The sequence below is a fragment of the Streptomyces sp. NPDC028711 genome (assembly GCF_055565415.1).
Genome location: NZ_JBVHUJ010000014.1, coordinates 1 through 22375 on the forward strand (window position 1 = coordinate 1; position 22375 = coordinate 22375).

Annotated in this window: 27 protein-coding genes; 13 read left to right on the top strand and 14 right to left on the bottom strand. The window is 72.4% G+C overall.

The genetic code is table 11. From position 1 onward, the window contains the following. Positions 1–90: 90 nt before the first annotated feature. Entirely contained in the window at positions 91–1716 is a 1626-nt protein-coding gene (locus ACZ4VK_RS32710; RefSeq protein ID WP_468360229.1) for an ABC-F family ATP-binding cassette domain-containing protein, read from the bottom strand. 124 nt (positions 1717–1840) lie between these two features. Beyond that, positions 1841–2188, bottom strand: coding sequence for a DoxX family protein (locus ACZ4VK_RS32715; RefSeq protein ID WP_468360232.1), 348 nt, complete (start codon positions 2186–2188; stop codon positions 1841–1843). Between the two features lie 92 nt (positions 2189–2280). Between ACZ4VK_RS32715 and ACZ4VK_RS32720 the strand changes: the two genes are divergently transcribed. Both ACZ4VK_RS32720 and ACZ4VK_RS32725 read left to right on the top strand, forming a co-directional pair. After that, positions 2281–2724 (top strand): MarR family winged helix-turn-helix transcriptional regulator, encoded by a 444-nt coding sequence (locus tag ACZ4VK_RS32720; RefSeq protein ID WP_468360234.1) that lies wholly within the window; start codon positions 2281–2283, stop codon positions 2722–2724. A 115-nt stretch (positions 2725–2839) separates the two neighbouring features. Then, the gene (locus tag ACZ4VK_RS32725) at positions 2840–3715 is read left to right on the top strand and encodes an alpha/beta fold hydrolase (protein WP_468360236.1); all 876 of its coding nucleotides are present in this window, start codon (positions 2840–2842) and stop codon (positions 3713–3715) included. 3 nt (positions 3716–3718) lie between these two features. Here ACZ4VK_RS32725 and ACZ4VK_RS32730 read toward each other — a convergent pair whose 3' ends face one another. Continuing rightward, positions 3719–4696 carry a S8 family serine peptidase gene (locus ACZ4VK_RS32730; protein ID WP_468360238.1) on the bottom strand — a complete coding sequence of 326 codons (978 nt, stop codon included), beginning with the start codon at positions 4694–4696 and terminating at the stop codon, positions 3719–3721. Between the two features lie 135 nt (positions 4697–4831). Between ACZ4VK_RS32730 and ACZ4VK_RS32735 the strand changes: the two genes are divergently transcribed. Both ACZ4VK_RS32735 and ACZ4VK_RS32740 read left to right on the top strand, forming a co-directional pair. Beyond that, positions 4832–5806: a hypothetical protein gene (locus ACZ4VK_RS32735; RefSeq protein ID WP_468360240.1), complete on the top strand. Its 975-nt coding sequence runs from the start codon at positions 4832–4834 to the stop codon at positions 5804–5806. A 2-nt stretch (positions 5807–5808) separates the two neighbouring features. Continuing rightward, entirely contained in the window at positions 5809–6165 is a 357-nt protein-coding gene (locus ACZ4VK_RS32740; RefSeq protein ID WP_468360242.1) for a GntR family transcriptional regulator, read from the top strand. A gap of 79 nt (positions 6166–6244) precedes the next feature. Here the strand turns inward: ACZ4VK_RS32740 and ACZ4VK_RS32745 are convergent, their stop codons facing one another. Both ACZ4VK_RS32745 and ACZ4VK_RS32750 read right to left on the bottom strand, forming a co-directional pair. Beyond that, a complete protein-coding gene (locus ACZ4VK_RS32745) occupies positions 6245–7204 on the bottom strand; it encodes a D-2-hydroxyacid dehydrogenase family protein (RefSeq protein WP_468360245.1) in 960 nt (319 codons plus the stop codon). A 46-nt stretch (positions 7205–7250) separates the two neighbouring features. Next, entirely contained in the window at positions 7251–8216 is a 966-nt protein-coding gene (locus ACZ4VK_RS32750; protein ID WP_468360248.1) for a GlxA family transcriptional regulator, read from the bottom strand. Positions 8217–8358: 142 nt separating this feature from the next. Here ACZ4VK_RS32750 and ACZ4VK_RS32755 point away from each other — a divergent pair, with 142 nt between their 5' ends. Both ACZ4VK_RS32755 and ACZ4VK_RS32760 read left to right on the top strand, forming a co-directional pair. Beyond that, the gene (locus ACZ4VK_RS32755) at positions 8359–8961 is read left to right on the top strand and encodes an MBL fold metallo-hydrolase (protein ID WP_468360251.1); all 603 of its coding nucleotides are present in this window, start codon (positions 8359–8361) and stop codon (positions 8959–8961) included. Positions 8962–9018: 57 nt separating this feature from the next. After that, positions 9019–9378: a hypothetical protein gene (locus ACZ4VK_RS32760; RefSeq protein WP_468360254.1), complete on the top strand. Its 360-nt coding sequence runs from the start codon at positions 9019–9021 to the stop codon at positions 9376–9378. 91 nt (positions 9379–9469) lie between these two features. Here the strand turns inward: ACZ4VK_RS32760 and ACZ4VK_RS32765 are convergent, their stop codons facing one another. The 5 genes from ACZ4VK_RS32765 to ACZ4VK_RS32785 form a co-directional block, all read right to left on the bottom strand. After that, positions 9470–9754: an SCO5918 family protein gene (locus ACZ4VK_RS32765; RefSeq protein WP_468360257.1), complete on the bottom strand. Its 285-nt coding sequence runs from the start codon at positions 9752–9754 to the stop codon at positions 9470–9472. A gap of 154 nt (positions 9755–9908) precedes the next feature. Beyond that, positions 9909–10112, bottom strand: a complete 204-nt coding sequence (locus ACZ4VK_RS32770) for a cold-shock protein (RefSeq protein ID WP_030210008.1) — start codon at positions 10110–10112, stop codon at positions 9909–9911. Positions 10113–10449: 337 nt separating this feature from the next. Then, complete coding sequence (locus ACZ4VK_RS32775; RefSeq protein WP_468360260.1) at positions 10450–11082, bottom strand: glyoxalase; 633 nt, start codon at positions 11080–11082, stop codon at positions 10450–10452. Positions 11083–11087: 5 nt separating this feature from the next. Further along, entirely contained in the window at positions 11088–11534 is a 447-nt protein-coding gene (locus ACZ4VK_RS32780) for a helix-turn-helix transcriptional regulator (RefSeq protein ID WP_468360263.1), read from the bottom strand. A 31-nt stretch (positions 11535–11565) separates the two neighbouring features. Then, positions 11566–11976: a VOC family protein gene (locus ACZ4VK_RS32785; protein ID WP_468360266.1), complete on the bottom strand. Its 411-nt coding sequence runs from the start codon at positions 11974–11976 to the stop codon at positions 11566–11568. A 232-nt stretch (positions 11977–12208) separates the two neighbouring features. Between ACZ4VK_RS32785 and ACZ4VK_RS32790 the strand changes: the two genes are divergently transcribed. Beyond that, positions 12209–12472 (top strand): DUF6213 family protein, encoded by a 264-nt coding sequence (locus ACZ4VK_RS32790; RefSeq protein WP_468360269.1) that lies wholly within the window; start codon positions 12209–12211, stop codon positions 12470–12472. An 8-nt stretch (positions 12473–12480) separates the two neighbouring features. Here ACZ4VK_RS32790 and ACZ4VK_RS32795 read toward each other — a convergent pair whose 3' ends face one another. From ACZ4VK_RS32795 to mgrA, 3 genes are all read right to left on the bottom strand, one after another. Then, a complete protein-coding gene (locus tag ACZ4VK_RS32795) occupies positions 12481–12843 on the bottom strand; it encodes a DUF952 domain-containing protein (protein ID WP_468360272.1) in 363 nt (120 codons plus the stop codon). Further along, positions 12840–13922, bottom strand: coding sequence for an amidinotransferase (locus ACZ4VK_RS32800; RefSeq protein ID WP_468360881.1), 1083 nt, complete (start codon positions 13920–13922; stop codon positions 12840–12842). The genes ACZ4VK_RS32795 and ACZ4VK_RS32800 overlap by 4 nt, the downstream gene beginning before the upstream one ends. Before the next feature lie 285 nt (positions 13923–14207). Further along, a complete protein-coding gene (gene mgrA, locus ACZ4VK_RS32805) occupies positions 14208–15200 on the bottom strand; it encodes an L-glyceraldehyde 3-phosphate reductase (protein WP_468360275.1) in 993 nt (330 codons plus the stop codon). A 150-nt stretch (positions 15201–15350) separates the two neighbouring features. Between mgrA and ACZ4VK_RS32810 the strand changes: the two genes are divergently transcribed. From ACZ4VK_RS32810 to ACZ4VK_RS32835, 6 genes are all read left to right on the top strand, one after another. Then, on the top strand, positions 15351–16235 hold the full coding sequence (locus ACZ4VK_RS32810; RefSeq protein WP_389680322.1) for a LysR family transcriptional regulator: 885 nt from the start codon (positions 15351–15353) through the stop codon (positions 16233–16235). Between the two features lie 97 nt (positions 16236–16332). Beyond that, positions 16333–18543 carry an MMPL family transporter gene (locus tag ACZ4VK_RS32815; protein WP_468360279.1) on the top strand — a complete coding sequence of 737 codons (2211 nt, stop codon included), beginning with the start codon at positions 16333–16335 and terminating at the stop codon, positions 18541–18543. 4 nt (positions 18544–18547) lie between these two features. Further along, positions 18548–19729: a sensor histidine kinase gene (locus tag ACZ4VK_RS32820; protein WP_468360282.1), complete on the top strand. Its 1182-nt coding sequence runs from the start codon at positions 18548–18550 to the stop codon at positions 19727–19729. Position 19730: 1 nt separating this feature from the next. Beyond that, positions 19731–20396, top strand: a complete 666-nt coding sequence (locus tag ACZ4VK_RS32825; RefSeq protein WP_468360285.1) for a response regulator — start codon at positions 19731–19733, stop codon at positions 20394–20396. Positions 20397–20468: 72 nt separating this feature from the next. Then, a complete protein-coding gene (locus ACZ4VK_RS32830; RefSeq protein WP_468360288.1) occupies positions 20469–21236 on the top strand; it encodes a GNAT family N-acetyltransferase in 768 nt (255 codons plus the stop codon). Between the two features lie 216 nt (positions 21237–21452). Beyond that, a complete protein-coding gene (locus ACZ4VK_RS32835) occupies positions 21453–21668 on the top strand; it encodes a DUF6243 family protein (protein ID WP_468360291.1) in 216 nt (71 codons plus the stop codon). A gap of 21 nt (positions 21669–21689) precedes the next feature. Here ACZ4VK_RS32835 and ACZ4VK_RS32840 read toward each other — a convergent pair whose 3' ends face one another. Next, entirely contained in the window at positions 21690–22373 is a 684-nt protein-coding gene (locus ACZ4VK_RS32840; protein WP_468360294.1) for a M15 family metallopeptidase, read from the bottom strand. Between the last annotated feature and the right edge of the window lie 2 nt (positions 22374–22375).

Sequence of the window (22375 nt, forward strand, 5' to 3'; positions counted from 1 at the left end):
ACCCGCTACGACAAACGAGCCCGGCACTACCAAGCCATGGTCACCCTCGCCTGCCTTCGCCTCTGGCTGCCATGACTTTCCGGACACCCCCTAGGTCGTGAGGAGGGATTCCGGGGTCAGTTCGAGACGGCGGCCCCGGAAGCCCCGTCTGAGCCGGCGGTCGTGGGTGACCACGACCAGCGTGCCCCGGTACAGCGCGAGCGCGGCCTCGATCTCCTCCACGAGCGCCGGGGCCAGATGGTTGGTCGGCTCGTCGAGGAGGAGCAGATCGGCGGGCTCGGTGACGAGCCGTGCCAGTTCCAGTTTCCGGCGCTGTCCCGTCGACAGGTACCGGACCGGGGTCGTCAGGTCCCCGGCGGAGAAGAGACCGAGGGCGAGCAGTGCGTCCGTGCGGTCCACTCCGAAGGCCTCGCCCACCGTACGGGGGTCGGTGGGTGGGGCCGTCTCCTGACGCAGCAGCCCGACCCTGGCCGGAACGTTCACCGTGCCGGCGTCCGGGGCGAGTTCGCCCGCCAGGACCTTCAGGAGGGTGGTCTTCCCCGCGCCGTTCGCTCCGGTGACCAGGAGTCTCTCGCCCGCGGCGAGGTGGAGGCCGTCGAGCCGGAGCCGGCCGCCGACCCGTACGCCGTCGAGGTCGACGGTCGCGCCCTCGCCCATGAGGTCCGCCCGGAAGCGGAGGGGCTCCGGGGGTGCGGGCACGGGGTCGGTGGTGAGCCGGGCGAGCCTCTCGCGGGCCGCCCGGATACGGCCCATCGCCCCGTGCGCCCGTGACCGGGCCCGGAAGGCGCCCGCCCCGCTGAACGCGGCCGGGGCCTTGCGGGGGATGGCGGAGAACCGGTCGATGTTCGTGTCCGCGAGCGCCCGGTACCGGGCGAGCTCCGCCTTCCACTCCTCGTGCTCCCGCCGTCTGCGGGCCCGCTCGGCGGCGCGTCCGGCGAGGTAGCCGGAGTAGCCGTCGCCGTACCGGCGCAGGGTGTGACGGTCCTCGTCGACCTCCAGGACGGCGGTGGCGACCCGGTCGAGGAAGACCCGGTCGTGGGAGACGGCGACGACCGTGCCCCGGTGGGCGAGCAGCCGCTCCTCCAGCCAGGCCACGGCCTCGTCGTCGAGGTCGTTGGTCGGCTCGTCGAGCAGCAGCAGTTCGGGTTCGGAGGCGAGCACGGCGGCGAGGGCGAGCCGGGACCGCTGGCCGCCGGAGAGCGTCCCGAGCCGCCGGCCGCGGTCGAGCGGACCGGGTTCGCCGAGCCGCCGGAGCGTGGTGGCGACCCGCCGGTCGGCCCCGGGACCGCCCCGCGCCTCGTAGGCGTCGAGCAGCTCGGCGTACCCGGTGAGGTCACCGGTCACGGCGAGGACCGCCTCGGCCGCGCGGATCGCCCGCTCCAGCTCCCGTACGTCCGCGAGCGCGTGGTCGATCGCGGTGCCGACGGTGGCGGTCGGGGGGAGGTCCAGGGTCTGGGCGAGGTGGCCGAGTCCGCCGGGGACGTCGACGGTCACGGTGCCGTTGTCGGGGGCGTCGAGCCCGGCGAGGAGCCGGAGGAGGGTGGACTTCCCCGAGCCGTTGTCGCCGACGACGCCGAGGCGTTCGCCGGGGCGGACGGTGAGGGAGACCCGGTCGAGCACGGTCCTCCGCCGGTCATGGGGAGAGGGGCTTTCGTAGCGCTTGCTGACCTCGCTGAGCCGGACGTGGAATCGGTCAGGGAATCGGACAGGGAACAAGGGCGGTCTCCGGACGTCGACGACATAAACGATACGAGACGTCTCGTCTCATGTGCGTGACCGTACGGCATCGGCGGACCCGCCGCAAGACGTTTCGTCTCGCAATGGAGGCTGGGGCTGGGGCTCAGGCGGAGGCTATGCGCAGCACCAGGGCGGCCACCGCGAGCACGGTGAGCACGATGACCGGCGCCACCTCGTAGTCCTTCGCCCGCAGGTGCGTGATCAGAGCGCCGACGAAGTAGAGAACCACGCCGATCGCCGCCGCCCCGCCGAGCAGCGGCACGGCGAGCCCCACGAGCAGGCCGATCGCGCCCGCCGCCTTCAGGGTCGCGAGGCCCGGCATCCAGGACTCGGGCACGTCCAGCTTGGTCATGCTGCCGACGATCTGCGCGTTGCGGGTGAAGGTCAGGAACGAGGAGGCGGAGAGCGCGAAGGCGAGCAGTGCGGCGACGACGGCATAACCGATGAACATGGGTGTACTCCAATGATCTGACGACTTCAATCGTTGAACTGTATCAACGATTGCCCTCGCTCCACAATGGAGCCGCTGTTACGGTGGGTGTCATGGCAGCTCTCCCGACCGACCGCCTCGGCTTCCTCCTCTCCTTCCGCGGGGAACTCACCGGCGCGCGCATCCGCGCCGCCCTGGGCGTCGCCGGACTGCACCCCAGGAACGCGATGACCCTCATGCAGCTCGCCCCCGGGGCCATGGGGCAGCGCGACCTGGCCGCCGCGATGGAGATCGATCCCAGTCAACTCGTCGCCGTCCTCAACGAGTTGGAGACGGCGGGGCTCGCGGAGCGGCGGCGCGACCCGGCCGACCGGCGTCGTCACATCGTGGAGATCACGGAGGCCGGCTCGGCGGCCCTCGAACGGGTCGACGCGGCGGTGACCGCGGCCGAGAGCGAGCTCTTCGGCGATCTCACCGAGGCGGAGCGGACGCTGCTGCGCGGACTGCTCGACCGGGTCGTGGTGGACGCCGACGGCCACGACTGCGGCGCCGAGTAGAGACTCCGCCCGACGGGGTCCTGTGGAGAAGGTCCGCTCACCGGCCGCGCGGCCGATGAGTTCCGGTGGCGACGGGGGTCTACCCCCTGACCGTCCCACCACCGAGGAGAGACCGATGGCCGAGACCGAGACCCGGACCCTGGAGACCACTGGCGCGACCCTGCGCTACGACGTGCGGCCCGGCGCCGGGACCGAACACCGTCCCCTGCTGCTCGTCGGCTCCCCCATGGACGCGAGCGGCTTCACCACCCTCGCCTCCCACTTCGCCGACCGGACCGTCGTCACGTACGACCCGCGCGGAGTGGGCCGAAGCGAGCGCACCGACGGCGCGGCGGAGACGCTCCCCGACGAGCACGCCGACGACCTGGCCCGGCTGATCGAGGCGCTCGGCACCGGTCCCGTGGACGTCTTCGCGAGCAGCGGAGGCGCCGTCAACGCCCTCGCCCTGGTGGCCCGGCGCGGCGACCTGGTGCACACCCTCGTCGCGCACGAGCCGCCGACGGCCCAGGTCGTCCCGGACCGCGAGGCGGCCCTCGGGGTCTGCGCGGACGTCCACGCGACCTATCTGCGGGAGGGGTGGGGGCCCGCGATGGCCAAGTTCCTGACCCTGACGAGCCGTAAGGGGGAGTTCCCGGCGAACTGGGCCGAGGAGCCCGCCCCTTCCCCGGCCGCGTTCGGCCTGCCGGCCGAGGACGACGGCAGGCGGGACGACCCGCTGCTCGGCCAGAACATGCGCGGCTGCACGTCCTACCGACCCGACTTCACCGCGCTGCGCGCCGCGCCGGCCCGCATCGTCGTCGCCGCGGGGAAGGAGTCCGAGGGCGAGTTCGCCGCCCGCGCGGCGGCCGCGGTCGCCGAAGGGCTCGGCACCCCGCTCGCCGTCTTCCCGAGCCACCACGGCGGCTTCCTGGGCGGCGAGTTCGGGCAGCACGGCGCCCCGGCGGAGTTCGCTGAGGCGCTGCGCGCCGTCCTGGACGACAGCGGGAACTGACGGCTACCTCTCGGACGCGGCGGCGGCCTTCACGGCCGCCGCCGCGTCGACGTTCCCGAGGCCCAGCTTGGCGAGGTTCTCCGGGTTGGCGGCCGAGTCGCGGATCGTCCGCATGACCGCCGCCGGGTCCAGGCCCTGGTGGTGCAGGAGCGCGGCCACGGCGGAGACGTACGGCGAGGCCATCGACGTGCCGGAGAGCTTTCCGTACCCCGAGGTGTTCTTCAGGGTCTCCTTCGTCGTGTACGTGGGGAGGGTCGACAGGATGTCGACGCCCGGCGCCGAAACGGCGTTCCGCGCGCCGAAGTTGGTGAAGGAGGCCGGCTTGCCGTTCTCGTCGGCGGCGTTGACGACCAGGACCGGCGTGTCGACCTCGTAGGGCTGGAGCAGGGTGGAGTCGTTGCCCGCGGCAGCGACCACGACCGCGCCCTTGCCGTTGGCGACGGAGATGGCCTGGTTGAGGACACCACCCTTGAGGAGGCGGGCCATCAGGCCGGACTCGCCGAGGGAGAGGTTGATGACGTCGGCGCCGTGCTGGGCGGCCCAGACGATCCCCTTGGTGATGGCGGCGTCGCTGCCGCTGCCGTCCGCGCCGAGCACCCGGACCGGCATGATCTTCGCGCCGGGCGCGCCGCCGGCGACCCCGATGCCGTTGTCGGTGTGGGCGGCGGCGATGCCGGCGACGTGGGTGCCGTGGCCGTTCATGTCCTTGGGTTCGTCGTCGTCGTCGACGAAGTCGTAGCCGTCCACGAGCCGGCCCTTGAGGTCCGGGTGGTCGAGGTCGACGCCGGTGTCGACGACGGCGATGACGGTGTCCTCGCCCTGGGAGGTCTTCCAGGCGTCGGGCTGCTTCAGCGCGTCGAGTCCCCACTGCTGACCACGCATCGGGTCGGGCTTGTCGTCGTCGCTGCCGCAGCCGGTGACGAAGGCGGCGGTGAGGAAGGCGAGGGCGGTGAGGGTGGCGGTGGCGGGCCGACGGCGCATGCGTATCTCCCCGTTCGTGGGCATATGGGCCAGTCAACCGTCGATGATCAGCGCCCGCATCCCGAAGAGAAGACGAGTTGTTCTAGCGAAGTACGAACAACTTGTTCTATCCTGGTGCGAACAATGGAGGTTTCCATGCACCGATCCACCCTCACCCCCACGCCCCTGCTCCGCACCCTCGCCGCGCTCCCCTTCGCCCTCGCCCTCGTCGCGTACCTGCTGCTGCTCGCCCTCTGGCAGGACCGGCTCCCCGACCCCCTCGCCACCCACTTCACCGCCGGCGACGGCGACCGCGCCGACGGCTTCACCGGCCGCGCCGCGTTCGCCGTCGTCAGCGCCGCCCTGTTCCTCGGACTCGGCGCCGGCTGGACGCTCCTCGTCCGCCGGACCGCCCTCTGGGGCGCGTGGGCGACGGCCGGCCTCCTCGGAGCGCTGCTCGTCCTTCTCGTACGGAACAACCTGGACGCCACCGATCCCGCCCGGGTCGTCACCCCGCTCACCGACCTGGCCGTCGGAGCGGCCGCCGCCGCGGTCCTCGGCCTCACCGGATGGGCGCTGGCCTCGCTCGTCCCCGCGGACGCGCCCGCCGCCCACGCCGGCGCGGCCGACGGCCCCCGGCTCACGCTCGGCGCGAGCGAGGTCGCCGGCTGGTCCCGCGCCACCGTCTCCCGCCCGCTGACCGTCCTCGCGGTGCTCGCCCTCGCCGCCGTCCCGGCCGGTCTGCTCCTCGCGCCCCGGCCCGCCGCGCTGCTCGCCCTGCTCGGTCTCGTCGTCGGGGTGCCGGGCCTCGCCCTCGCCCGCGTCCGGGTGGCCGTCGACCGGCGCGGCGTCACCGTCAGGCCCTCGCTCGTGCCCCGGCCCCGGGTCCGGGTGCCGCTCGACGACGTCGTGGGCGCGGACGTCAGGGAGCTCGACACCGCCGCCGTGATCGCCGACTTCGGCGGCTGGGGGTACCGGGTCCGGGCCCACAGGACCGGCGTCGTCCTCCACACCGGCGAGGCCCTCGTCGTACGGCGGAGCAGCGGGCGCGAGTTCGTGGTCACCGTGCCCGACGCGCGGACCGCCGCCGCCCTCCTCAACACGCTCGCCGACCGCCATGGGAAGGTCTGACCGTGCTCTTCCGTGTCGACCCGGCCTCCGCCGCCCCCCTCGGCGACCAGATCGCCGCCTGCGTCCGCGGCGCCCTCGCCGACGGCTCCGCCGCGCCCGGCGAGCGCCTCCCGGCCGCCCGCGAACTCGCCGACTCCCTCGGCGTCAACGTCCACACCGTCCTCCGCGGCTACCAGCGGCTCCGCGAGGAGGGCCTGATCGAACTCCGCCGCGGCCGGGGCGCCGTCATCGTCCCCGGCGCCACCGCACCCGACCGCGCCCGCCTGGTCTCCCGGCTCCGCGAGGCGGCGACCGAGGCCCGCGAACTCGGCCTGTCGGACGAGGAGTTCCTCGACCTGGCGCGTACGAGCCTGGGCTAGCGGAGGCGCTGGCCGCTTCGCTCGGGCCGGGGATCGGGCCGGCTCCCGTACGCGCGCGCGTGGACGGCCGACATACGGTTCAGGCCAGTTCGCGTACGGGCGCGCCCTCCAGGAAGGCCTCGATGTCCTCGACCGCCTGGCCGAAGTACCGCCCGTAGTTTCCCTCCGTCACGTATCCCAGATGCGGCAGCGCGAGCACGTTCGGCAGGGACCGCAGGGGGTCGTCCACCGGCAGCGGCTCGGTCTCGAAGACGTCGAGGCCCGCCCCCGCGATCCACCGCTCCCGCAGCGCCCGCAGCAGCGCGCCGGCGTCGACGAGACCCGCGCGTGAGGTGTTGACGAGGTACGCGTGCGGGCGCATCGCCCGCAGCTCGGGCTCCCCGACCAGGCCCCGGGTGCGGTCGGAGAGCACCATGTGGAGCGAGACGAAGTCGCTGTCCGCGAACAGCTCCCGCTTGTCCTTCGCGAGCCGCACGCCGTGCTCGCCCGCGCGCTCCTCCGTCAGGTTCGGGCTCCACGCGCGCACGTCCATGCCGAAGGCGAGGCCGATCCCGGCCATCCGGGCACCGATCTTGCCGAGGCCGACGAGCCCGAGGGTCCGGCCGGCCAGGTCGGCGCCGACGGTGGACTGCCAGGGCCCGCCCTCCCGCAGCGCCCGTGCCTCGGCCGGGACGTGCCGGGCGAGGCCGAGGAGGAGCGCCCAGGTGAGCTCGGTGGGCGGTGCGGAGCTGCTGGCGGTCCCGCAGACGGTGACCCCGCGCGCGCGTGCGGCGGCGACGTCGACGGAGGCGTTGCGCATCCCGGAGGTGACCAGGAGCCGGAGCCGGGGCAGCCGGGCGAGGAGCGCGGCGTCGACGGGGGTGCGCTCGCGCATCACGACGAGGATCTCGCAGTCCTCGACGGCGGCGACGAGCGCGTCCCGGTCGGTGAGGTGCTCGCGCAGGACGCGCACGTCGACGCGGTCCGCGAGCGGGCTCCAGTCGGCGGAGGCGAGGGCGACACCCTGGTAGTCGTCGAGTACGGCACAGCGCAGCTTCATGACGGCATGATCCCGCACGGCCCCGGGGGCACGGGCCCCACCGGCCTCAGGCGGTCGGCGTGCGGCTGAAGGAGCGGCGGTAGGAGCGGGGCGGGACGCCGCGGCGGCGTACGAACTGGGCGCGCAGCACCGCCGCGCTGCCGAAGCCGACCGCGCGGGCGACCTCCTCGACCGGGAGGTCCGTGGTCTCCAGGAGCTCCTCGGCGCGGCCGAGCCGCAGGGAGAGCAGCCAGGCGTGCGGGGTGGTCCCCGTGGACGCGGCGAAACGGCGTGCGAAGGAGCGGCGGCTCATCAGGGCCCTGCGGGCGAGCTCGGCGACGGGCAGCGGCTCGTGGAGGTTCTCCCGGGCCCAGGCGAGGACGCCGGTGAGCCGCTCGTCCCGGCTGTCCTCGGGGACGGGCGTGGCCAGGTACTGGGCCTGGCCGCCGTCACGGTGGGACGGGAGCACCAGGTCCCGGGCGATGGCGTTGGCCGTGGTGGCCCCGTACTCCCGGCGCAGCAGGTGCAGACACAGGTCGAAGCCCGCGGCGGCGCCCGCGCCGGTGACGATCGGGCCCTGGTCGACGTAGAGGGCGTCGGGTTCGACGGTGACGTCGGGGTGGCGTTCGGCGAGGAGCCCGGCGAACCGCCAGTGGGTGGTGGCCCGCCGGCCGTCGAGCAGCCCGGCCGCGGCGAGCGCGAACGCGCCGACGCAGTGGGCGGCGACCAGCGCCCCGCGCGCGTGCGCCGCGGTCAGCGCGTCGAGCACGGCGGGCCCCGGTGGCGTACGGAACTCCGCCCAGGGCAGCGCGATCACCAGATCGGCGGCGGCGAGCCGGTCCAGGCCGTGCTCGACCACGAGGGGCAGTCCGACGTCGGTGCGGACGGTCCCCGGCCGGTCGGTGCAGAGCGCGAAGTCGAAGCGGGGCAGGTCCCCGCCACGGGCGTCGAACACCTCGGAGACGATCCCGGCACCGAGCATGCCGACCCGGTGCGGGGCGTAGGCGGCGACGGTCACGAAGGGCGGTGGCATGGGGGCGAGTCTGGCACGCGGGCGTGAGGCGCACGCGTGTCGAGCCGGGTCACGCGCACGCGGACGTACGTGGCACGATTCCCGCGATCGATGGCAGTGCGGCCACTCGTGGCGGGCCGGGCGCCGCAGAAAGACTGGGGGCATGACACACCACGACGACGCGCCCCGCGGCCGCACCGCCACGTACACGATCCTGACCACCGGCTACACGCTCTCCACCGGCCCGGGGGTCGCCGCCACCGTCTCCTACGTACGCGACGGCGACCGGCATGTGATCGTCGACCCCGGCATGGTGGCGAGCCGCGACCGGATCCTCGGCCCGCTCGCGGAACTCGGTCTCGGCCCCGACGACATCACCGATGTGGTGCTCAGCCACCACCACCCGGACAACACCATGAACGTCGGCCTCTTCGGCCGGGCCCGCGTCCACGACCACAAGGCGATCTACGAGAACGACCAGTGGACCGACCGCGACGCCGAGGGCCACGAACTCGCCCCGTCCCTGCGGCTGATCCGGACCCCTGGCCACAGCCCCGAGGACATCACGCTCCTCGCCGGTACCGGCGAGGGTGTCGTCGCCTTCGTGGGCGACCTCTGGTGGCGCCCGAACGGCCCGGTGGAGGACCCGGTGGCCCCGGACCACACCGTCCTGAAGGACTCGCGCCTCCGGGTCCTCGCCACGGCCGACGTGATCGTCCCGGGCCACGGCCCGGCCTTCCCGGCGGACGACACGGCACCGCTCTAGGGAGTGTGGGGACGGGCGTTCCGCCGATGGTGGGGGTGGCGCCTAGAATCGGCTTCCATGTCGAAGCCTGACGAGCTGCTCGTTGACATTGCCGCCACGGTGGAGTCCGGGCAGAGCAATCAGATGTCCCTCACGGTGGTCGTGGGGGGTGTGGTCCTCACCGGTCGGCTGGCCCCGGAAGCGCTGTGGCGACAGCGCGTGTCCGAGGTCCTGACCGACTCCACCCGCCTCGGTGAGTTCTCCGGGATCTTCAGCCCCTCCGAACGGAAGGAAGGGCCACCCACCCACCTGCACTTCCATCTCGCCCGGATCCTCCAGGGCACCGTCGGCATCCCGGAGACCGGCGGGATGTACCGGGTCGCCCTCTCGGACGTCAGCGCCTGGACGGTGGGCGACTTCCACTACTCCGACAACTGAGCGGGCCACGCACGACGACGGGCGGCGGCTGGGCAGCCGTACTCACGCGGCCACCGCCGCCCGCTCGGCCTCCCGCGTGTCGGCGGGGGCCTCAGAACGTGTCGAAACGCTGTTCGGTGGGCTGCTCAGCGGGCTGCTCGGCGGGGACGGTGAGGCAGGTGAAGCCGAGCTTCGTCATCGCCCGTACGACCTCGCCGGCACTGAAATCACGGCGGTCCTGGCGGGTGACGACCTCGCCCACCTGCTTCACGGGGAACTGGCGGCGCCCGATGACGACGACGTCACCGACGGCCGGCTCGGGCTTGACGCCCTTCATCGATTCGAGGACTCCGGCTTTGGTCAGCTCGAACGGGAAGCGGGCGATGACACAGCGCATGATGACTCCTGCGGAGAAGCGGTCCAGAAGTGGTCCAGAAGAGGGCCGGCCGGAATATTCCCGCAGCCGGCGATGAGGTGCAAAGAGCTGAGGCCCGCACCCCAAAGGTGCGGGCCTCAGCTCGTCAGCTTGTGCTACGCGTCAGCGCCTGGCGTCAGGCGGGGACGATGTTCTCGGCGGTCGGGCCCTTCTGGCCCTGCGCGATGTCGAAGCTCACCTTCTGGCCTTCCTGCAGCTCACGGAAGCCCTGGGCGGCGATGTTCGAGTAGTGGGCGAAGACGTCGGGGCCGCCACCGTCCTGCTCGATGAAGCCGAAGCCCTTTTCCGAGTTGAACCACTTCACGGTGCCAGTAGCCATGTCATTTCTCCTTCGGGGCAGTGCTCGGAGCCCACACCCTGTGTGCTCCGCGTCGCTGCGATGATCGCCCCGCCCGGAAAAAGCCCGGAAATGAAAAAGGGTGCCCAGCGCCGGATGAACCGGAAGGGGCACTCGTCGTTCGGGACCCACAACTGCAACTGATATCGACAGTAGCACGGTGGCGCGATGTGTGCCGGGTGAAGAATTGCGACACGCGCCATCCCGTGTGTTTACATGACAAATTTTCGCCCCGCGTCGCTTCGAATTCATACGGTGACGTCACCGCGATTTCCCTGCCCGGGACCGGGCAGGGAGGGGGCTGCGGCGCGACGGTGGCTCAGTGGGAGGCGGAGGACACGGCGGCGGCCTCCCACGCGAACCCGTCCGGATCGGTGAAGGGCGCGCCGGTGCCCTCGCCACCGAGCACGATCCGGTGCGATCCCTCGCCGTCGACCGGGACACCGGCGTCCTTGGCGAGGGCGCGGCGCCCGTACAGGGCGAGCTTGACGGGGCTGTCGCCGGTGGTGAACTCGACGTACTTGCGGCCGAAGCTCTTCCCGACGGTGAGGCCGTGCTCGACGTAGAACTTCCTGCTCGCGGCCACGTCCGCGGCCCCGAGCAGGAGGACGAACTGGTCCACCCGGCCGGTGGCCGGGCCGGTGTCCTTCTTCGCCGAGGTCGCGACCTTCCAGATGGTCCCGTCCGGGGCCCGGAAGGCGCCGCCGACGCCCCAGAAGGACTTCGCCACGGGCTTGAGCTCGGCGGCGCCGGCGGCCAGGGCGGCGTCGACGAGGAGTCGTACGTCGGCCGGCTGGGAGACCGTGAGCGACAGCGTGAACCCGCGGAAGCCGGTGGCCGGCGCGTCCGAGGCCCGCAGTCGCACATGGGCGCCCAGACCGGAGGCGGTGTAGAAGCGGTCGGCGGCCGGAAGGTCGGCCACCTCAAGGGTGACGGAGGCGATGGCGTTCATGGGAATCACGCTAGGCGGGGGGTGCCCGCCGGTGCTTCTCGATTCCTGACGGGTCGTGTGACCTGCTTCGCCACGCACGACGGCAGTCCGGCCTCGGCGTCCGCGACCTGACGCCGGTAGACGCTGGGCGGTACGCCGACGAGCTCGGTGAACCGGGTGCTGAAGGTGCCGAGCGAGGAGGAGCCGACCATGAAGCAGACGTCGGTGACGCTGAGGTCGTCACGGTGCAGCAGGGCCATCGCGCGCTCGATGCGCCGCGTCATGAGGTACGAGTAGGGCGACTCGCCGTAGGCCTGCCGGAACTGCCGGCTGAGGTGCCCCGCCGACATGTTCACGCCGCGGGCGAGCGCCTCGACGTCCAGCGGCTGCGCGTACTCCCGGTCCATCCGGTCGCGGACACGGCGCAACCGGGCGAGGTCACTGAGGCGCTGCGCCTCGTTCAGTGCGCTCATCCACGCAGGATGACACATGAGGAGAACCCTTTCAGCGGAGCTCCTGGACGCGGACGAGGTTGCCTGCCGGGTCGCGGAAGGCGCAGTCGCGGACGCCGTACGGCTGCTCGGTCGGCTCCTGGACGACCTCGACGTCCGCCGACTGCACCTTCTCGAAGGTGCCGTCGAGGTCGTGCGTGGCGAGCAGGATCCAGCCGTACGTGCCCTTGGCCATCATCTCGGCGATGGTGCGCCGCTCGGCCTCGGTGATCCCCGGGTCGGCACCGGGCGGCGCGAGCAGGATGGACGTACCGGGCTGTCCGGGGGGCCCGACGGTGATCCAGCGGGTCCTGCCCTGCCCGACGTCGGTGCGCACCTCGAAGCCGAGGGCGTCGCGGTAGAAGGCGAGGGAGGCGTCCGGGTCGTCGTGCGGAAGGACGGTGGTGTGAATGGTGAGATCCATGCCCACAAGCTAGTTGGGCGGGACCGCCCCCGCTTCTCGATTCCTGACGCGAGGCCCGACGCGAGGCCCGACGCGAGGCCCGACGCGAGGCCTGACGAGACGCCCGACGAGCGCCCGACGAGGCGCATCGTGGGACGTGTAGCACCGGCGGTGCCGGGCAGCCGCACCCCGAGGGCCGGGCCGCGGCCGTCCGCCCCCTTCCCTTCCACCCCGCGGCGGAGGTCGGTGCATCATGAACACGTCGATACCCCTGATCTACGCCTCGCGCGGCGAGCTGCTGATCCCCGCCACCAAGGTGACCGGCCTGCTCCGGCGGATCGGCGCCGGATGGCTGCGGTCGACCGAGGCGGGCGAGACGGACCTCGATCCCGAAACCGTCCTCGCCCTGGTCCGCCAGCTGAGCGACCTGGCCGATCAGATCGACGTCGAGTGCATCGCGGTCAGACGCCCGGCGAGCGGGCCCCCAGCGCGCGGAGGCGCGGACCGGGACCGCTGAGCGGTCCTTCAGCCCGGGTCCTTGAGGCCCGTCGCCCGCCCGCTCTCGTCCCACTCGACCTCCAGGACCCGGGCGACGGCCTCGCGGTCGACCGGGCCGAAGAGGTGGGGGAACAGGACGTCCGCGTCGGCCCCGGGCGGCGGAGCGGGAGCCGCCGCCTCGAACTCGAGCCGGGACGTCAGCCGGTCCTCGTCCAGCAGCAGCGCCAGGAGCGGTCTCGGCGCGCTCCGGTAGAAGGCGTTGACGACCGCGAGGGTCGTCCGCACGTCGGGGGAGCAGTGGACGAAACCGTCCTCCGCGAGGGAGGCGGGCGCGTACGGGACGTCGGGGCGGGCGTTCCACTCGCCGGAGGGCACGACGTGGTAGATCATGAACCATTTTCCCACGCGCCCGCGTGCCGGCCGGCGGGCCGGTCGACGTACGACTCCAGCGTGCCCCGGCGCCGTACGTCGAGCGTCGCGCAGTGGAAGGAGCCGCCGAACGGGGCGTAGTGCTGGAGGTCGCAGGGGATCGGCTCGAAGCCCCAACGCTCCAGGGCGCGCAGCGTGCTGGTGTGGTTCCGCTCCGCGATCACCCGCTTCTCGTCGACCATGAGGATGTTCATGCTGAGCCACTTCCCGCACATCGAGGTGAGCCTGAGCAGCCGCTCGTCGATCGGATCGGGCTGGGGGGCGACGAGCACGTCCCACGAGCTCAGGACGTCGGGCAGACGGTCGACGTCGACGTACTCCGGGTTGACGAGCACCTTGCCGGGCGCGAGCGGGAGGAACGTCGTGTCGATGTGCATCGGCGTGCGGCAGCGGCTCTCGATCTCGTGGATGCGGTAGCCGGGGCCGAGGTGGCGGCGCAGCCATTCGATGCCCATGCGGTTGGTGACGTTGCTCCGCGTCACGAAGAGGTCGCGTCCCGCACGGACGAAGTCCGCCGCGTCGAAGACCGGCTCGAACTCGGTGAGGATGTAGCGCATGGGCTCGCCGTCCCGGGGGGTACGGAAGTCCGCGTCGAACAGTTCGTCGGTGAGCTGCGGTTTCGGCGCCGCCGTCCAGCGCGCGCCGCGCCGGAAGTAGTCCTTGATGAGCGCGCGGTACGTGCCGGTCTCGAAGTACCGGCACGGCCAGGCCCCCGGCGTCTCGATGATCTCGTCACCGATCACGAGCAGGACGTCGCGCGGGCAGGCGTTGCAGAAACCTCGGGAGGACCAGTGGGGGGTCGCGAAGCGCTGCTTGTGGTCGACCGCGTCGGGCCGCGTGACGGTGACGCCGAGCGACCGCAGGAGGGCGATGAAGCCGTCGAGCTCCTCCTGCGCCCGCTCGACCAGCATGCGCGGGTACCGGAAGCCGGCGGAGAGGCCCTGCCAGCGTGCCGCCCACGGGGGGATGTTGCAGGAGACGACCGGATGGCCGGAGGGGATCGTCGCGCCTTCGAGGCGCCCGACGACGATCTCCTCCAGGGGATCCCACTCGTTGTGCGAGGAGACCGGCGACGCGAGGGGCGCGGGGCCGCCGGCCGTCGCGGCGGAGGGCGCCGCTGCCGGCGCGTCGGGGGTCTGTATCCGTGGTGCTGGCACGGCCGCCTCCTGGAATCGGTCAGGACACCCGAGGTGCTTGGTGCGGCTGCCCCTGTTCCCCTCCCGGCATGCGTACGGAAGGGGAACAGCGAGGTCGGAAGGGGAACAGCGAGGTCGGAAGGGGAACCGGCTGCCCGTCCGACCCGACCCCTGCTCCGTGTCCCGCCGCTACCGCCCGACCACCGCGTCGATGCGGGCCAGCTCCTCGGCGTCGAAGTCCAGGTTTCCGATCGCGGCCACGCTGTCCTCCAGCTGGCGCACGCTGCTCGCGCCGACCAGGGCGGAGGTCACCCGACCGCCGCGCAGCACCCAGGCGAGGGCGAGCTGAGCCAGGTTCTGGCCGCGGTCCTTGGCGATGTCGTCCAGGGCCCGCAGCCGGGCCACCAGGTCCCCGGTGACGGCGTCCCTGTTCAGGAAGGGGCTGTCGCTCGCGGCCCGCGAGTCCTCGGGGATGCCGTCCAGATAGCGCCCGGTGAGCAGGCCCTGCTCCAGCGGGGAGTACGCGATGGAGCCGACCTGGAGCTCGTCGAGCGCGTCGAGGAGGCCCTCGTCCTCCGGGCGCCGGTCGAGCATCGAGTAGCGGGGCTGGTGGATGAGGAGCGGGGTGCCGAGCTCGCCGAGGATGCGGGCGGCCTCGCGGGTCTGCTCCGCCGAGTAGTTGGAGACGCCGACGTAGAGGGCCTTGCCCCGCTGGACGGCGGAGTGCAGGGCACCCATCGTCTCCTCCAGCGGGGTGTCGGGGTCGAAGCGGTGCGAGTAGAAGACGTCGACGTGGTCGAGCCCGAGCCGCTTCAGGCTCTGGTCGAGCGAGGCCAGCAGGTACTTGCGCGAGCCCCATTCGCCGTACGGGCCGGGCCACATCAGGTAACCGGCCTTGGTGGAGACGATCAGCTCGTCGCGGTGGGGCGCGAGGTCGGTCCGCAGGACGTCGCCGAGGGCGGACTCGGCGGCGCCGGGCGGCGGGCCGTAGTTGTTCGCCAGGTCGAAGTGGGTGACGCCGAGGTCGAAGGCGCGGCACAGGATCGCGCGCTGGGTGTCGGCCGGGCGGTCGGGGCCGAAGTTGTGCCACAGGCCCAGGGAGAGCGCCGGGAGCTTCAGACCGCTGCGTCCGGTGCGGCGGTAGGGCATGTCGGCGTAGCGGCCGGGGTGTGCGGTGTACAACGCGACTCCAGGGGTGAGGGACGGTGTCCCCCGACTCCAGGAGTGAGGGGACGGCGTCCATCTCATCCGGCTCGCGGCCATGCGTCCAACAGGAGAATCCGATGGGATTCAGCAGTCAGGATTCTCAATCGATGGCTAGGCTCCTCCCTCATGGAACTCCGCCATCTCCAGCACTTCGTCGCCGTCGCCGAGGACCGGCACTTCACCCGGGCCGCGGAACGGCTGCTGGTCTCCCAGTCGGGCCTGTCGGCGTCGATCCGGGCCCTGGAGCGGGAGCTGCGGGCGCCGCTGTTCGTACGGACCACCCGCCGGGTGACGCTGACGGAGGCCGGGCGGGCGCTGCTCGTCGAGGCGGAGCGGATCCTGGCGCACGTGCGGGCGGCGCACGAGGCGGTCGCCGCCGTGCAGGGCGTGCTGCGGGGGACGCTCGCGCTCGGGACCGAGCAGTGCATCGCGGGGGTGCGTACGCCGGGACTGCTCGCCGCGTTCCGGCGGCGGCACCCGGACGTGGAGATCCGGCTGCGGCAGTCGGGCTCGCCCGACCTGGCCGAGGAGGTCGCGGCGGGCCGCCTCGACCTGGCGTTCGCGTACCGCACGCGCGCGGACACCGACCAGCTGCGCTCGGTCTCCCTCGCGGCCGAGCCGATGACGCTCCTCTGCCACCCCGACCACCCGCTCGCCACGGCCGGGCCCGCCCTCTCGCCCGCTGACGTGGCCGGGGAGGTCTTCGTCGACTTCCACCCCGACTGGGGCCCGCGCCAGGCCACGGACACGGCGTTCGCCGCGGCGGGGGTGCGCCGCACGGTCGCCCTGGAGGTGAACGACGTCCACAGCCTGCTCGACCTGGTGGACGAGAACCTCGGCGTCGCCGCCGTCCCCCAGCACTTCCGCCACAAGCGCGCGTCCCTGATCGCCACGCCCCTGAAGGGCACGGCGGAAGCGGCGTACGAGACGGTCGCCCTGCTCCCGCCCCCGGACGTCACGAGCCCCGCGGCCCGCGCCCTGATGACCCTCCTGGAGACGGGCGGCCACTGACCGGGGCACGGTCCGCGCTTGTCCACCGACCGGTGGACGCCGGGTTCCACCGGTCGAGGCTGCCGGGAGGCCGGTCGCGCGAACCAGCATGTGAGGCATGAGAAATCGCCCGGTACGCATGGCCCGCTGGAGCGCCCGACACCCATGGAGCGCGATCACCGGCTGGTTCGTCTTCGTCGTCCTGTGCCTCGGCGCCGGCCTCATCGTCGGGGGCAACGCGGCCACCACCGAGGACTTCTGGGTCGGGGAGGCGGGCCGCGCCGAGTCGATCGCGACCGAGGGCGGCCTCCAGCGCCGGCCCACCGAACACGTCCTGATCCACGCGCGGAACGGCCCTCTGGACGAGCGGGCGGCCGGTTCCGCCGTACGTGACCTCACCCGCCGCATGGCCGCCCTGCCCGAGGTGGACAGCGTGGCGGCCCCGGTCCGTTCGCGGGACGGCAGCGCCCTGCGCGTGGCCGTGGTCCTGAAGGGCGCCGAACTCGACGCCAAGAAGAACGTCGCCGCGCTCCTCGACCAGACGGCGAAGGTGGCCGCCGCCCACCCCGGCCTGGTCGTGGAGGAGACCGGTTCACCCGCCATCAGCAAGGGCGTCAACGACCAGCGCGACGACGACCTCGCGCTCTCCGAGCGCATCACCCTGCCGGTCACGCTCGTCATCCTGCTGATCGTCTTCGGCTCGGTGGTCATGGCCGGCGTGCCGCTGCTGCTCGCGCTCTCCTCGATCGCCGCCACCATAGGCCTGGCCATGCTGGCCTCCCACGTCCTGCCGGACCCCGGGGTCGGGACCAACATGATCCTGCTCATCGGCCTCGCGGTGGGCGTCGACTACACGCTCTTCTACCTCAAGCGCGAACGCGAGGAACGGGCCCGCGCCGACGGCAGGCTCAGCGCCGAGGCGCTGGTGGAACTCGCGTCGGCGACGGCCGGCCGGGCCATCGTCGTCTCCGGCCTCGCGGTGATCGTCTCCACCGCCACCCTCTACCTGGCCACGGACGTCATCTTCTCCTCCCTCGCGACGGGCACGATCCTCGTCGTGGCGGTCGCCGTGATCAGCTCCCTCACCGTGCTCCCCGCACTCCTGGTGAAGATCGGCCACCGCACCGAACGCCGCGCCGCCAGGAAGGCCGCGCGCCGGGCGAGCCGGGGCGAGCCGGTCCGTACGAAGCGGGTGAAGCCCGAGAACGGCAGGGTGTTCGACGCCCTGCTGCGCCCCGCGCGGCGGCATCCCGCGATCACCCTGTGCGTATCCGTACTGCTCATGCTCGGTATAGCGGCGCCCGCTCTGGGCCTGGAGCTCATCGACCCGGGCAAGGACACCTTCTCCCGCGACATCCCGGCCATGCAGGTCTACGACCGGCTGACCGCGCGGTTCCCGGAGGTACTGGTCAGGCACGAGGTCGTCGCCCGCTCCACCCCCGACCGGGCCCCGCAGGTCAGGGAGGCCCTGACGGAGCTGGCGCGACGGGCCCAGGCGGACCCGCTGTTCACCCGGAACGCCGAGCCCGCGGTGCGGACGTCGGCGGACGGCCGGATCAGCGTGCTCGAACTGTCCGTCCCGTACCCCGCACCCTCCAGCCGGGCGATCGCGTCACTCGACCATCTCCGTGAGGAGTACCTGCCCGCGACGGTCGGCGAACTGCCCGGTGTGGAGACGGCGGTGAGCGGTGACGTGGCGCGCGGCCAGGACTACGTGGAGCACGAGCAGGGCAAGCTGCCCCTGGTCATCGGGTTCCTTCTGCTGCTGACCTTCCTGATGACCGCGGTCGCCTTCCGCTCGGTGGGCATCGCCCTGATCGGCGTACTCCTCAACCTGCTGTCCGCCGCGGCCGCGCTCGGCGCGCTCGTCCTGGTCTTCCAGGGAACGTGGGCGGAGAACCTGCTGGACTTCGACTCCCTGGGCGCGATCGCGTCGCGGGTGCCGCTCTTCCTCTTCGTGATCCTCTTCGGCCTTTCCATGGACTACCAGGTGTTCGTGGTCAGCCGGATCAAGGAGGCCATGGAGAACGGGATGACGGCCCGCGCGGCGGTCGTCGACGGCATCGGCCGGTCGGCCAAGGTGGTGACCAGCGCGGCCACGGTGATGGTCACGGTGTTCGCGGCCTTCGTCTTCCTGCACCTCACGGAGATGAAGCAGATGGGCTTCTGCCTGGCGGTCGCGGTCCTGCTGGACGCCGTGGTCATCAGGATGATGATCCTGCCGTCGATCCTGCTGCTGCTCGGCGAGCGGGCCTGGTGGCCCCTGCGCCCCGCGCCGAGGACAGCGAACGCCGCCCCCGTCACGCCTCCCCTCCAGAACGTACGCTGACGACATGCTTCAACTGCCGCGCCGCGGCGACCCCTTCCTGATCTGGGCACTCCACTGGTGGGAGGGGTTGTCCTGGGCGCTGATCGCCCTCGTCACCCTGATCACCGTCCTCGGTGACGCGCCCACGACGACGAAGTACGGGATGTCGGCCCTCGTGGCCGTGCTTGCGCTCTCCTACGCGCTGGTGCGCCGCCACCCCGACAACCCCGTCCTTCGCCCCTACGGGTATCTGTGCGTCCTGGTCGTCACGCTGGGCGGACTCTCCTACGTCGGCGACGGCCTCGGGGTGTTCTACACCGTGACGCTCGCGCAGTTCGTCGTCTTCGCGGACAGCGTCAGGTCCGCGGTCGTGTCCACCGGCCTCGGCGCCGTGGCGATCACCCTCGGCGGAACGCTGCGGGAGGGCTGGCGGGCCGACGTACTCGCCACCAACACCGTCTCCTCGCTCGCCGTGTACGCGGTGGGGCTCCTGATCGCGGTACTGACGCCCCGGGCGCTGGCACTGCGAGACGAACGGGCGCGACTGCGGGCCGAGTTGAAGACCGCGCGCAGGGAGCTGGCCGAGGTGTACCAGCGACAGGGCGCGGCGGAGGAGCGCGAGCGTCTGGCCCGGGAGATCCACGACACCCTCGCCCAGGGCTTCGCCTCCATCATCGTGCTCGCCGAGGCGGCCAGGTCCGGCCTCGCCGTGGACGTCGGGAGAAGCGCCCTCCAGCTGCGGTCCATCGAGCAGACCGCCCGGGAGAACCTCGCCGAGGCCCGAGTCCTCGTCGGCGCCGCGCCCCGCAGCGGCGTGGCCGCCGGATCGGTCGCCACGACGCTCCGCCGCACCGTGGACCGGTTCACCGAGGACACCGGGCTCGTCGTCACGGCGGAGCTCCCTGACATCGAGTGCGACCAGCCGACCCGGGTGGCGCTGTTGCGGTGCACCCAGGAGTCCCTGGCCAACATCCGCAAACACGCGGCCGCCTCCACGGTGGGCGTCGTCCTGGCGAGGCACCCCGCCGGCGTCGAGCTGGAGATCACCGACGACGGCCGCGGATTCGTGGTCGAGGAGTCCCACGGCTTCGGCCTCGACGGCATGCGCAAGCGCCTCGCCGAATTCGGCGGCGACCTCACGGTCACGAGCTCGGTCGGCGGCGGCACCAGGATCCTCGCGATGATTCCGATGAACGGCCAGGAGTGACATGACGAGCGCGACGACGACTGCGAAGCCGACAAAGGTCCCCCTGCGCGTCATCCTGGCCGACGACCATACGGTGATGCGCGCCGGCCTGGTCGCGCTGCTGTCCTCCGAGCCCACCATCGACATCGTCGGCGAGGCGGGAGACGGCCGCGAGGCCGTACGGCTCGTGGAACAGCTGGAGCCGGATGTGGCGCTGCTCGATCTCCGGATGCCCGTACTCGACGGCGTGGGCGCCACCGTCGAGATCGTCAGGAGCCCGGCGCGGACCCAGGTGCTCATCCTGACCACGTACGACACCGATGAGGACATCGAGCGCGGCGTCGAGGCGGGAGCGACGGGCTATCTCCTCAAGGACGCGACGCGCGACCAGCTCGTCGAAGCCATCCACGCGGCGTCCCGGGGCGAGACCGTCCTCGCCCCTCGGGTCGCGCAACGGCTGGTGGCGAAGATGCGGCAACCGGTGCCCGTCACCCTCACCGCACGCGAGTCCGACGTACTGGGCGGGGTCGCCGACGGGCTGTCCAACGCGGAGATCGGCCGGCGTCTGTTCATCGGAGAGGCCACGGTGAAGACCCATCTCCTCCGCATCTTCGCCAAACTCGACGTCAGCGACCGCACGCGCGCGGTGGTCGTGGCGATGAACGGCGGGCTGCTTCCCAGGCGTTGACGGCGATCCGTCACGCCCGGCCGCATGCGATTGCCCCCTGCGAGGGGCCGATCGCGGACTACCGTAGGCGCAATGACTACACGATCTACGTCAGCCGACCGGCCCGCGTCCGTGGCCCTGGCCGAGGCGCCCAGGCGCCAGGCCCGTAACTCCGCCGCCTTCTGGGCCGCGACCGGCCGGTCCAGGGGCCATGAGGTCATCCGGCGCCGCGGATTCGTCGCGGTCGACGGCGGCGTGCGCGCCGGCCTGCGGGTCCTGGTCCAGGAGCCGGTCCTCGACGCGGGTGAACTGGCCGAGGTGAGCGAGCTGGTACGCCGAGCCGCAGGCCCGGTGACCGCCGAGGATCCGTTCAGCTCGACCGACCTGAGCCACCTGGACATGCGTCATTGGCAGATGCCGGTCATGCTGCGCCCGCCCGGGCCCGTCGGCGAGCCGGCGCTGGACGTGATCCGGGTACGGCGGCCCGAGGACCTCCAGGCGGCCGAGCGGATCGTGATCGAGGGCTTCGGGCTGGCCGGATTCACGCCCTACCACCCCGGTGAGCTGTTCCCGGCGGCGCTGATCGAGCAGCCGGGCGTGGACGTGTTCCTCGCCACGCACGAGGGCGTCCCCGCGGGAGCCGGCGTCAGCGTCGTGGACGACGGTGTCGGCAGCCACTACTGGGTCGGTACGTCGTCGGCCTTCCGGTCGCGTGGCGTGGGGCGGGCCGTCATGCTCGGCTCCCTCGCCCACCTGGCGGACCTGCCGGTCACGCTCACCGCGTCGAAGCTGGGCAGGCCGCTGTACGAGTCGCTGGGGTACACCGTCGCGGCGCCCTCGACCTGGTGGGCCTCTCAGTGACGCCGCCGCGGTAGCTCCCGCCGGCGCGCGTCCGCACACCCCGACCGCCCACCGGGCGGACACGACCGCGCTCGGCACCGGCGGAAGCGGGTAACGTCCTTGTCATGTTCTTCCACACGCCGATTCACGCGTGGAGAGCGTGACGGGCTCCCGCTGACGTCCTTCGACGTCGCGCGCCCGTCCCCCACCGATGAATCCGTGTTACCGGGAGAACCCATGACCGTGAGCAAGAACATCAACAACCCCGTGGGCCAGGGCGGCGGCCAGCGCAAGAGGCAGTCCCGCGCCGAACGGCAGAACAACGGTCCGCACCGCAACCTCGACCGCCGGGGTGCCGCCGACCAGAAGGCCGAGCTGGTGCGCAAGATGCGCGAGAAGGCAGGCGCGACCGGGAGCACCGGGCAGACGGGCGACAACAGCGCCCAGAGCTGACACACCGCCGCTGCGGATCGACTACGCGACGGGCTCGGCGTCACCTCTCGCCGGGGCGAGCTCCTTCGGGCCGTAGAGGGCCGCGGTCTCTCCTGTGACCAAGGCCCAGTAGCGGTCCCCGAAGGACCAGTGCCACCACTCCGTGGGGTAGTTCACCAGCCCCGCGGCCGTGAGCACGGTGCCCAGCAGCTTCCGGTTGGCGCGGGCGTCGTCGCTGATGTTGGTGGCGTGGGTGTAGCAGGCACCGGCGCTCTCCTCCGGGTCCGCGTTCATGCGCGTGCCCAGGTCCAGCTCGCGCCCGTCGGCATCGGCGAGGGTGAGGTCGACGGCCGCGCCGGCACTGTGCGGGGCGATGTCGGGGGGTGACACGTACCTGCTCGCCGCCGAGTGGATCTGTGGGGAGGACCACTCGGGGTTGGCGGCTCGCAGCTGGTCGGCGTACTCCTCGAAGTACTCCCGCTGGAGGGAAGGGGGCCGGTACCCCTCGACGAACAGCAGCCGCATGCCCACCGGAAGCATCGTCTGTGCCGTGAGCAGCCGCTCCAGCAGACCTTCCCGCAGGTGGGCGAAGGCGTCCGCAGGGTCCTGCTTGCGGGTGTCGACGAGCAGCAGGCCGCCGAGGCGGACGTCCACGAGGCGTTCGCCGGACTCGATCACAGGCACGGCGGCGACCTTCGGATCCGACATCAGCACGATCTCGCTCATGG

What these genes read in the sequence shown, in the direction of transcription:
- ACZ4VK_RS32770 (WP_030210008.1), bottom strand. Translation starts at nt 10,112, where the DNA reads ATGGCTACTGGCACCGTGAAGTGGTTCAACTCGGAAAAGGGCTTCGGC.
- ACZ4VK_RS32775 (WP_468360260.1), bottom strand. Translation starts at nt 11,082, where the DNA reads ATGAACGCCATCGCCTCCGTCACCCTTGAGGTGGCCGACCTTCCGGCC.
- ACZ4VK_RS32760 (WP_468360254.1), top strand. Translation starts at nt 9,019, where the DNA reads ATGTCGAAGCCTGACGAGCTGCTCGTTGACATTGCCGCCACGGTGGAG.
- ACZ4VK_RS32715 (WP_468360232.1), bottom strand. Translation starts at nt 2,188, where the DNA reads ATGTTCATCGGTTATGCCGTCGTCGCCGCACTGCTCGCCTTCGCGCTC.
- ACZ4VK_RS32785 (WP_468360266.1), bottom strand. Translation starts at nt 11,976, where the DNA reads ATGGATCTCACCATTCACACCACCGTCCTTCCGCACGACGACCCGGAC.
- ACZ4VK_RS32790 (WP_468360269.1), top strand. Translation starts at nt 12,209, where the DNA reads ATGAACACGTCGATACCCCTGATCTACGCCTCGCGCGGCGAGCTGCTG.
- ACZ4VK_RS32835 (WP_468360291.1), top strand. Translation starts at nt 21,453, where the DNA reads ATGACCGTGAGCAAGAACATCAACAACCCCGTGGGCCAGGGCGGCGGC.
- ACZ4VK_RS32730 (WP_468360238.1), bottom strand. Translation starts at nt 4,696, where the DNA reads ATGCGCCGTCGGCCCGCCACCGCCACCCTCACCGCCCTCGCCTTCCTC.
- ACZ4VK_RS32810 (WP_389680322.1), top strand. Translation starts at nt 15,351, where the DNA reads ATGGAACTCCGCCATCTCCAGCACTTCGTCGCCGTCGCCGAGGACCGG.
- ACZ4VK_RS32745 (WP_468360245.1), bottom strand. Translation starts at nt 7,204, where the DNA reads ATGAAGCTGCGCTGTGCCGTACTCGACGACTACCAGGGTGTCGCCCTC.
- ACZ4VK_RS32830 (WP_468360288.1), top strand. Translation starts at nt 20,469, where the DNA reads ATGACTACACGATCTACGTCAGCCGACCGGCCCGCGTCCGTGGCCCTG.
- ACZ4VK_RS32755 (WP_468360251.1), top strand. Translation starts at nt 8,359, where the DNA reads ATGACACACCACGACGACGCGCCCCGCGGCCGCACCGCCACGTACACG.
- ACZ4VK_RS32765 (WP_468360257.1), bottom strand. Translation starts at nt 9,754, where the DNA reads ATGCGCTGTGTCATCGCCCGCTTCCCGTTCGAGCTGACCAAAGCCGGA.
- ACZ4VK_RS32780 (WP_468360263.1), bottom strand. Translation starts at nt 11,534, where the DNA reads ATGAGCGCACTGAACGAGGCGCAGCGCCTCAGTGACCTCGCCCGGTTG.
- ACZ4VK_RS32840 (WP_468360294.1), bottom strand. Translation starts at nt 22,373, where the DNA reads ATGAGCGAGATCGTGCTGATGTCGGATCCGAAGGTCGCCGCCGTGCCT.
- ACZ4VK_RS32735 (WP_468360240.1), top strand. Translation starts at nt 4,832, where the DNA reads ATGCACCGATCCACCCTCACCCCCACGCCCCTGCTCCGCACCCTCGCC.
- ACZ4VK_RS32750 (WP_468360248.1), bottom strand. Translation starts at nt 8,216, where the DNA reads ATGCCACCGCCCTTCGTGACCGTCGCCGCCTACGCCCCGCACCGGGTC.
- ACZ4VK_RS32820 (WP_468360282.1), top strand. Translation starts at nt 18,548, where the DNA reads ATGCTTCAACTGCCGCGCCGCGGCGACCCCTTCCTGATCTGGGCACTC.
- ACZ4VK_RS32725 (WP_468360236.1), top strand. Translation starts at nt 2,840, where the DNA reads ATGGCCGAGACCGAGACCCGGACCCTGGAGACCACTGGCGCGACCCTG.
- ACZ4VK_RS32825 (WP_468360285.1), top strand. Translation starts at nt 19,731, where the DNA reads ATGACGAGCGCGACGACGACTGCGAAGCCGACAAAGGTCCCCCTGCGC.
- ACZ4VK_RS32815 (WP_468360279.1), top strand. Translation starts at nt 16,333, where the DNA reads ATGAGAAATCGCCCGGTACGCATGGCCCGCTGGAGCGCCCGACACCCA.
- ACZ4VK_RS32720 (WP_468360234.1), top strand. Translation starts at nt 2,281, where the DNA reads ATGGCAGCTCTCCCGACCGACCGCCTCGGCTTCCTCCTCTCCTTCCGC.
- ACZ4VK_RS32795 (WP_468360272.1), bottom strand. Translation starts at nt 12,843, where the DNA reads ATGATCTACCACGTCGTGCCCTCCGGCGAGTGGAACGCCCGCCCCGAC.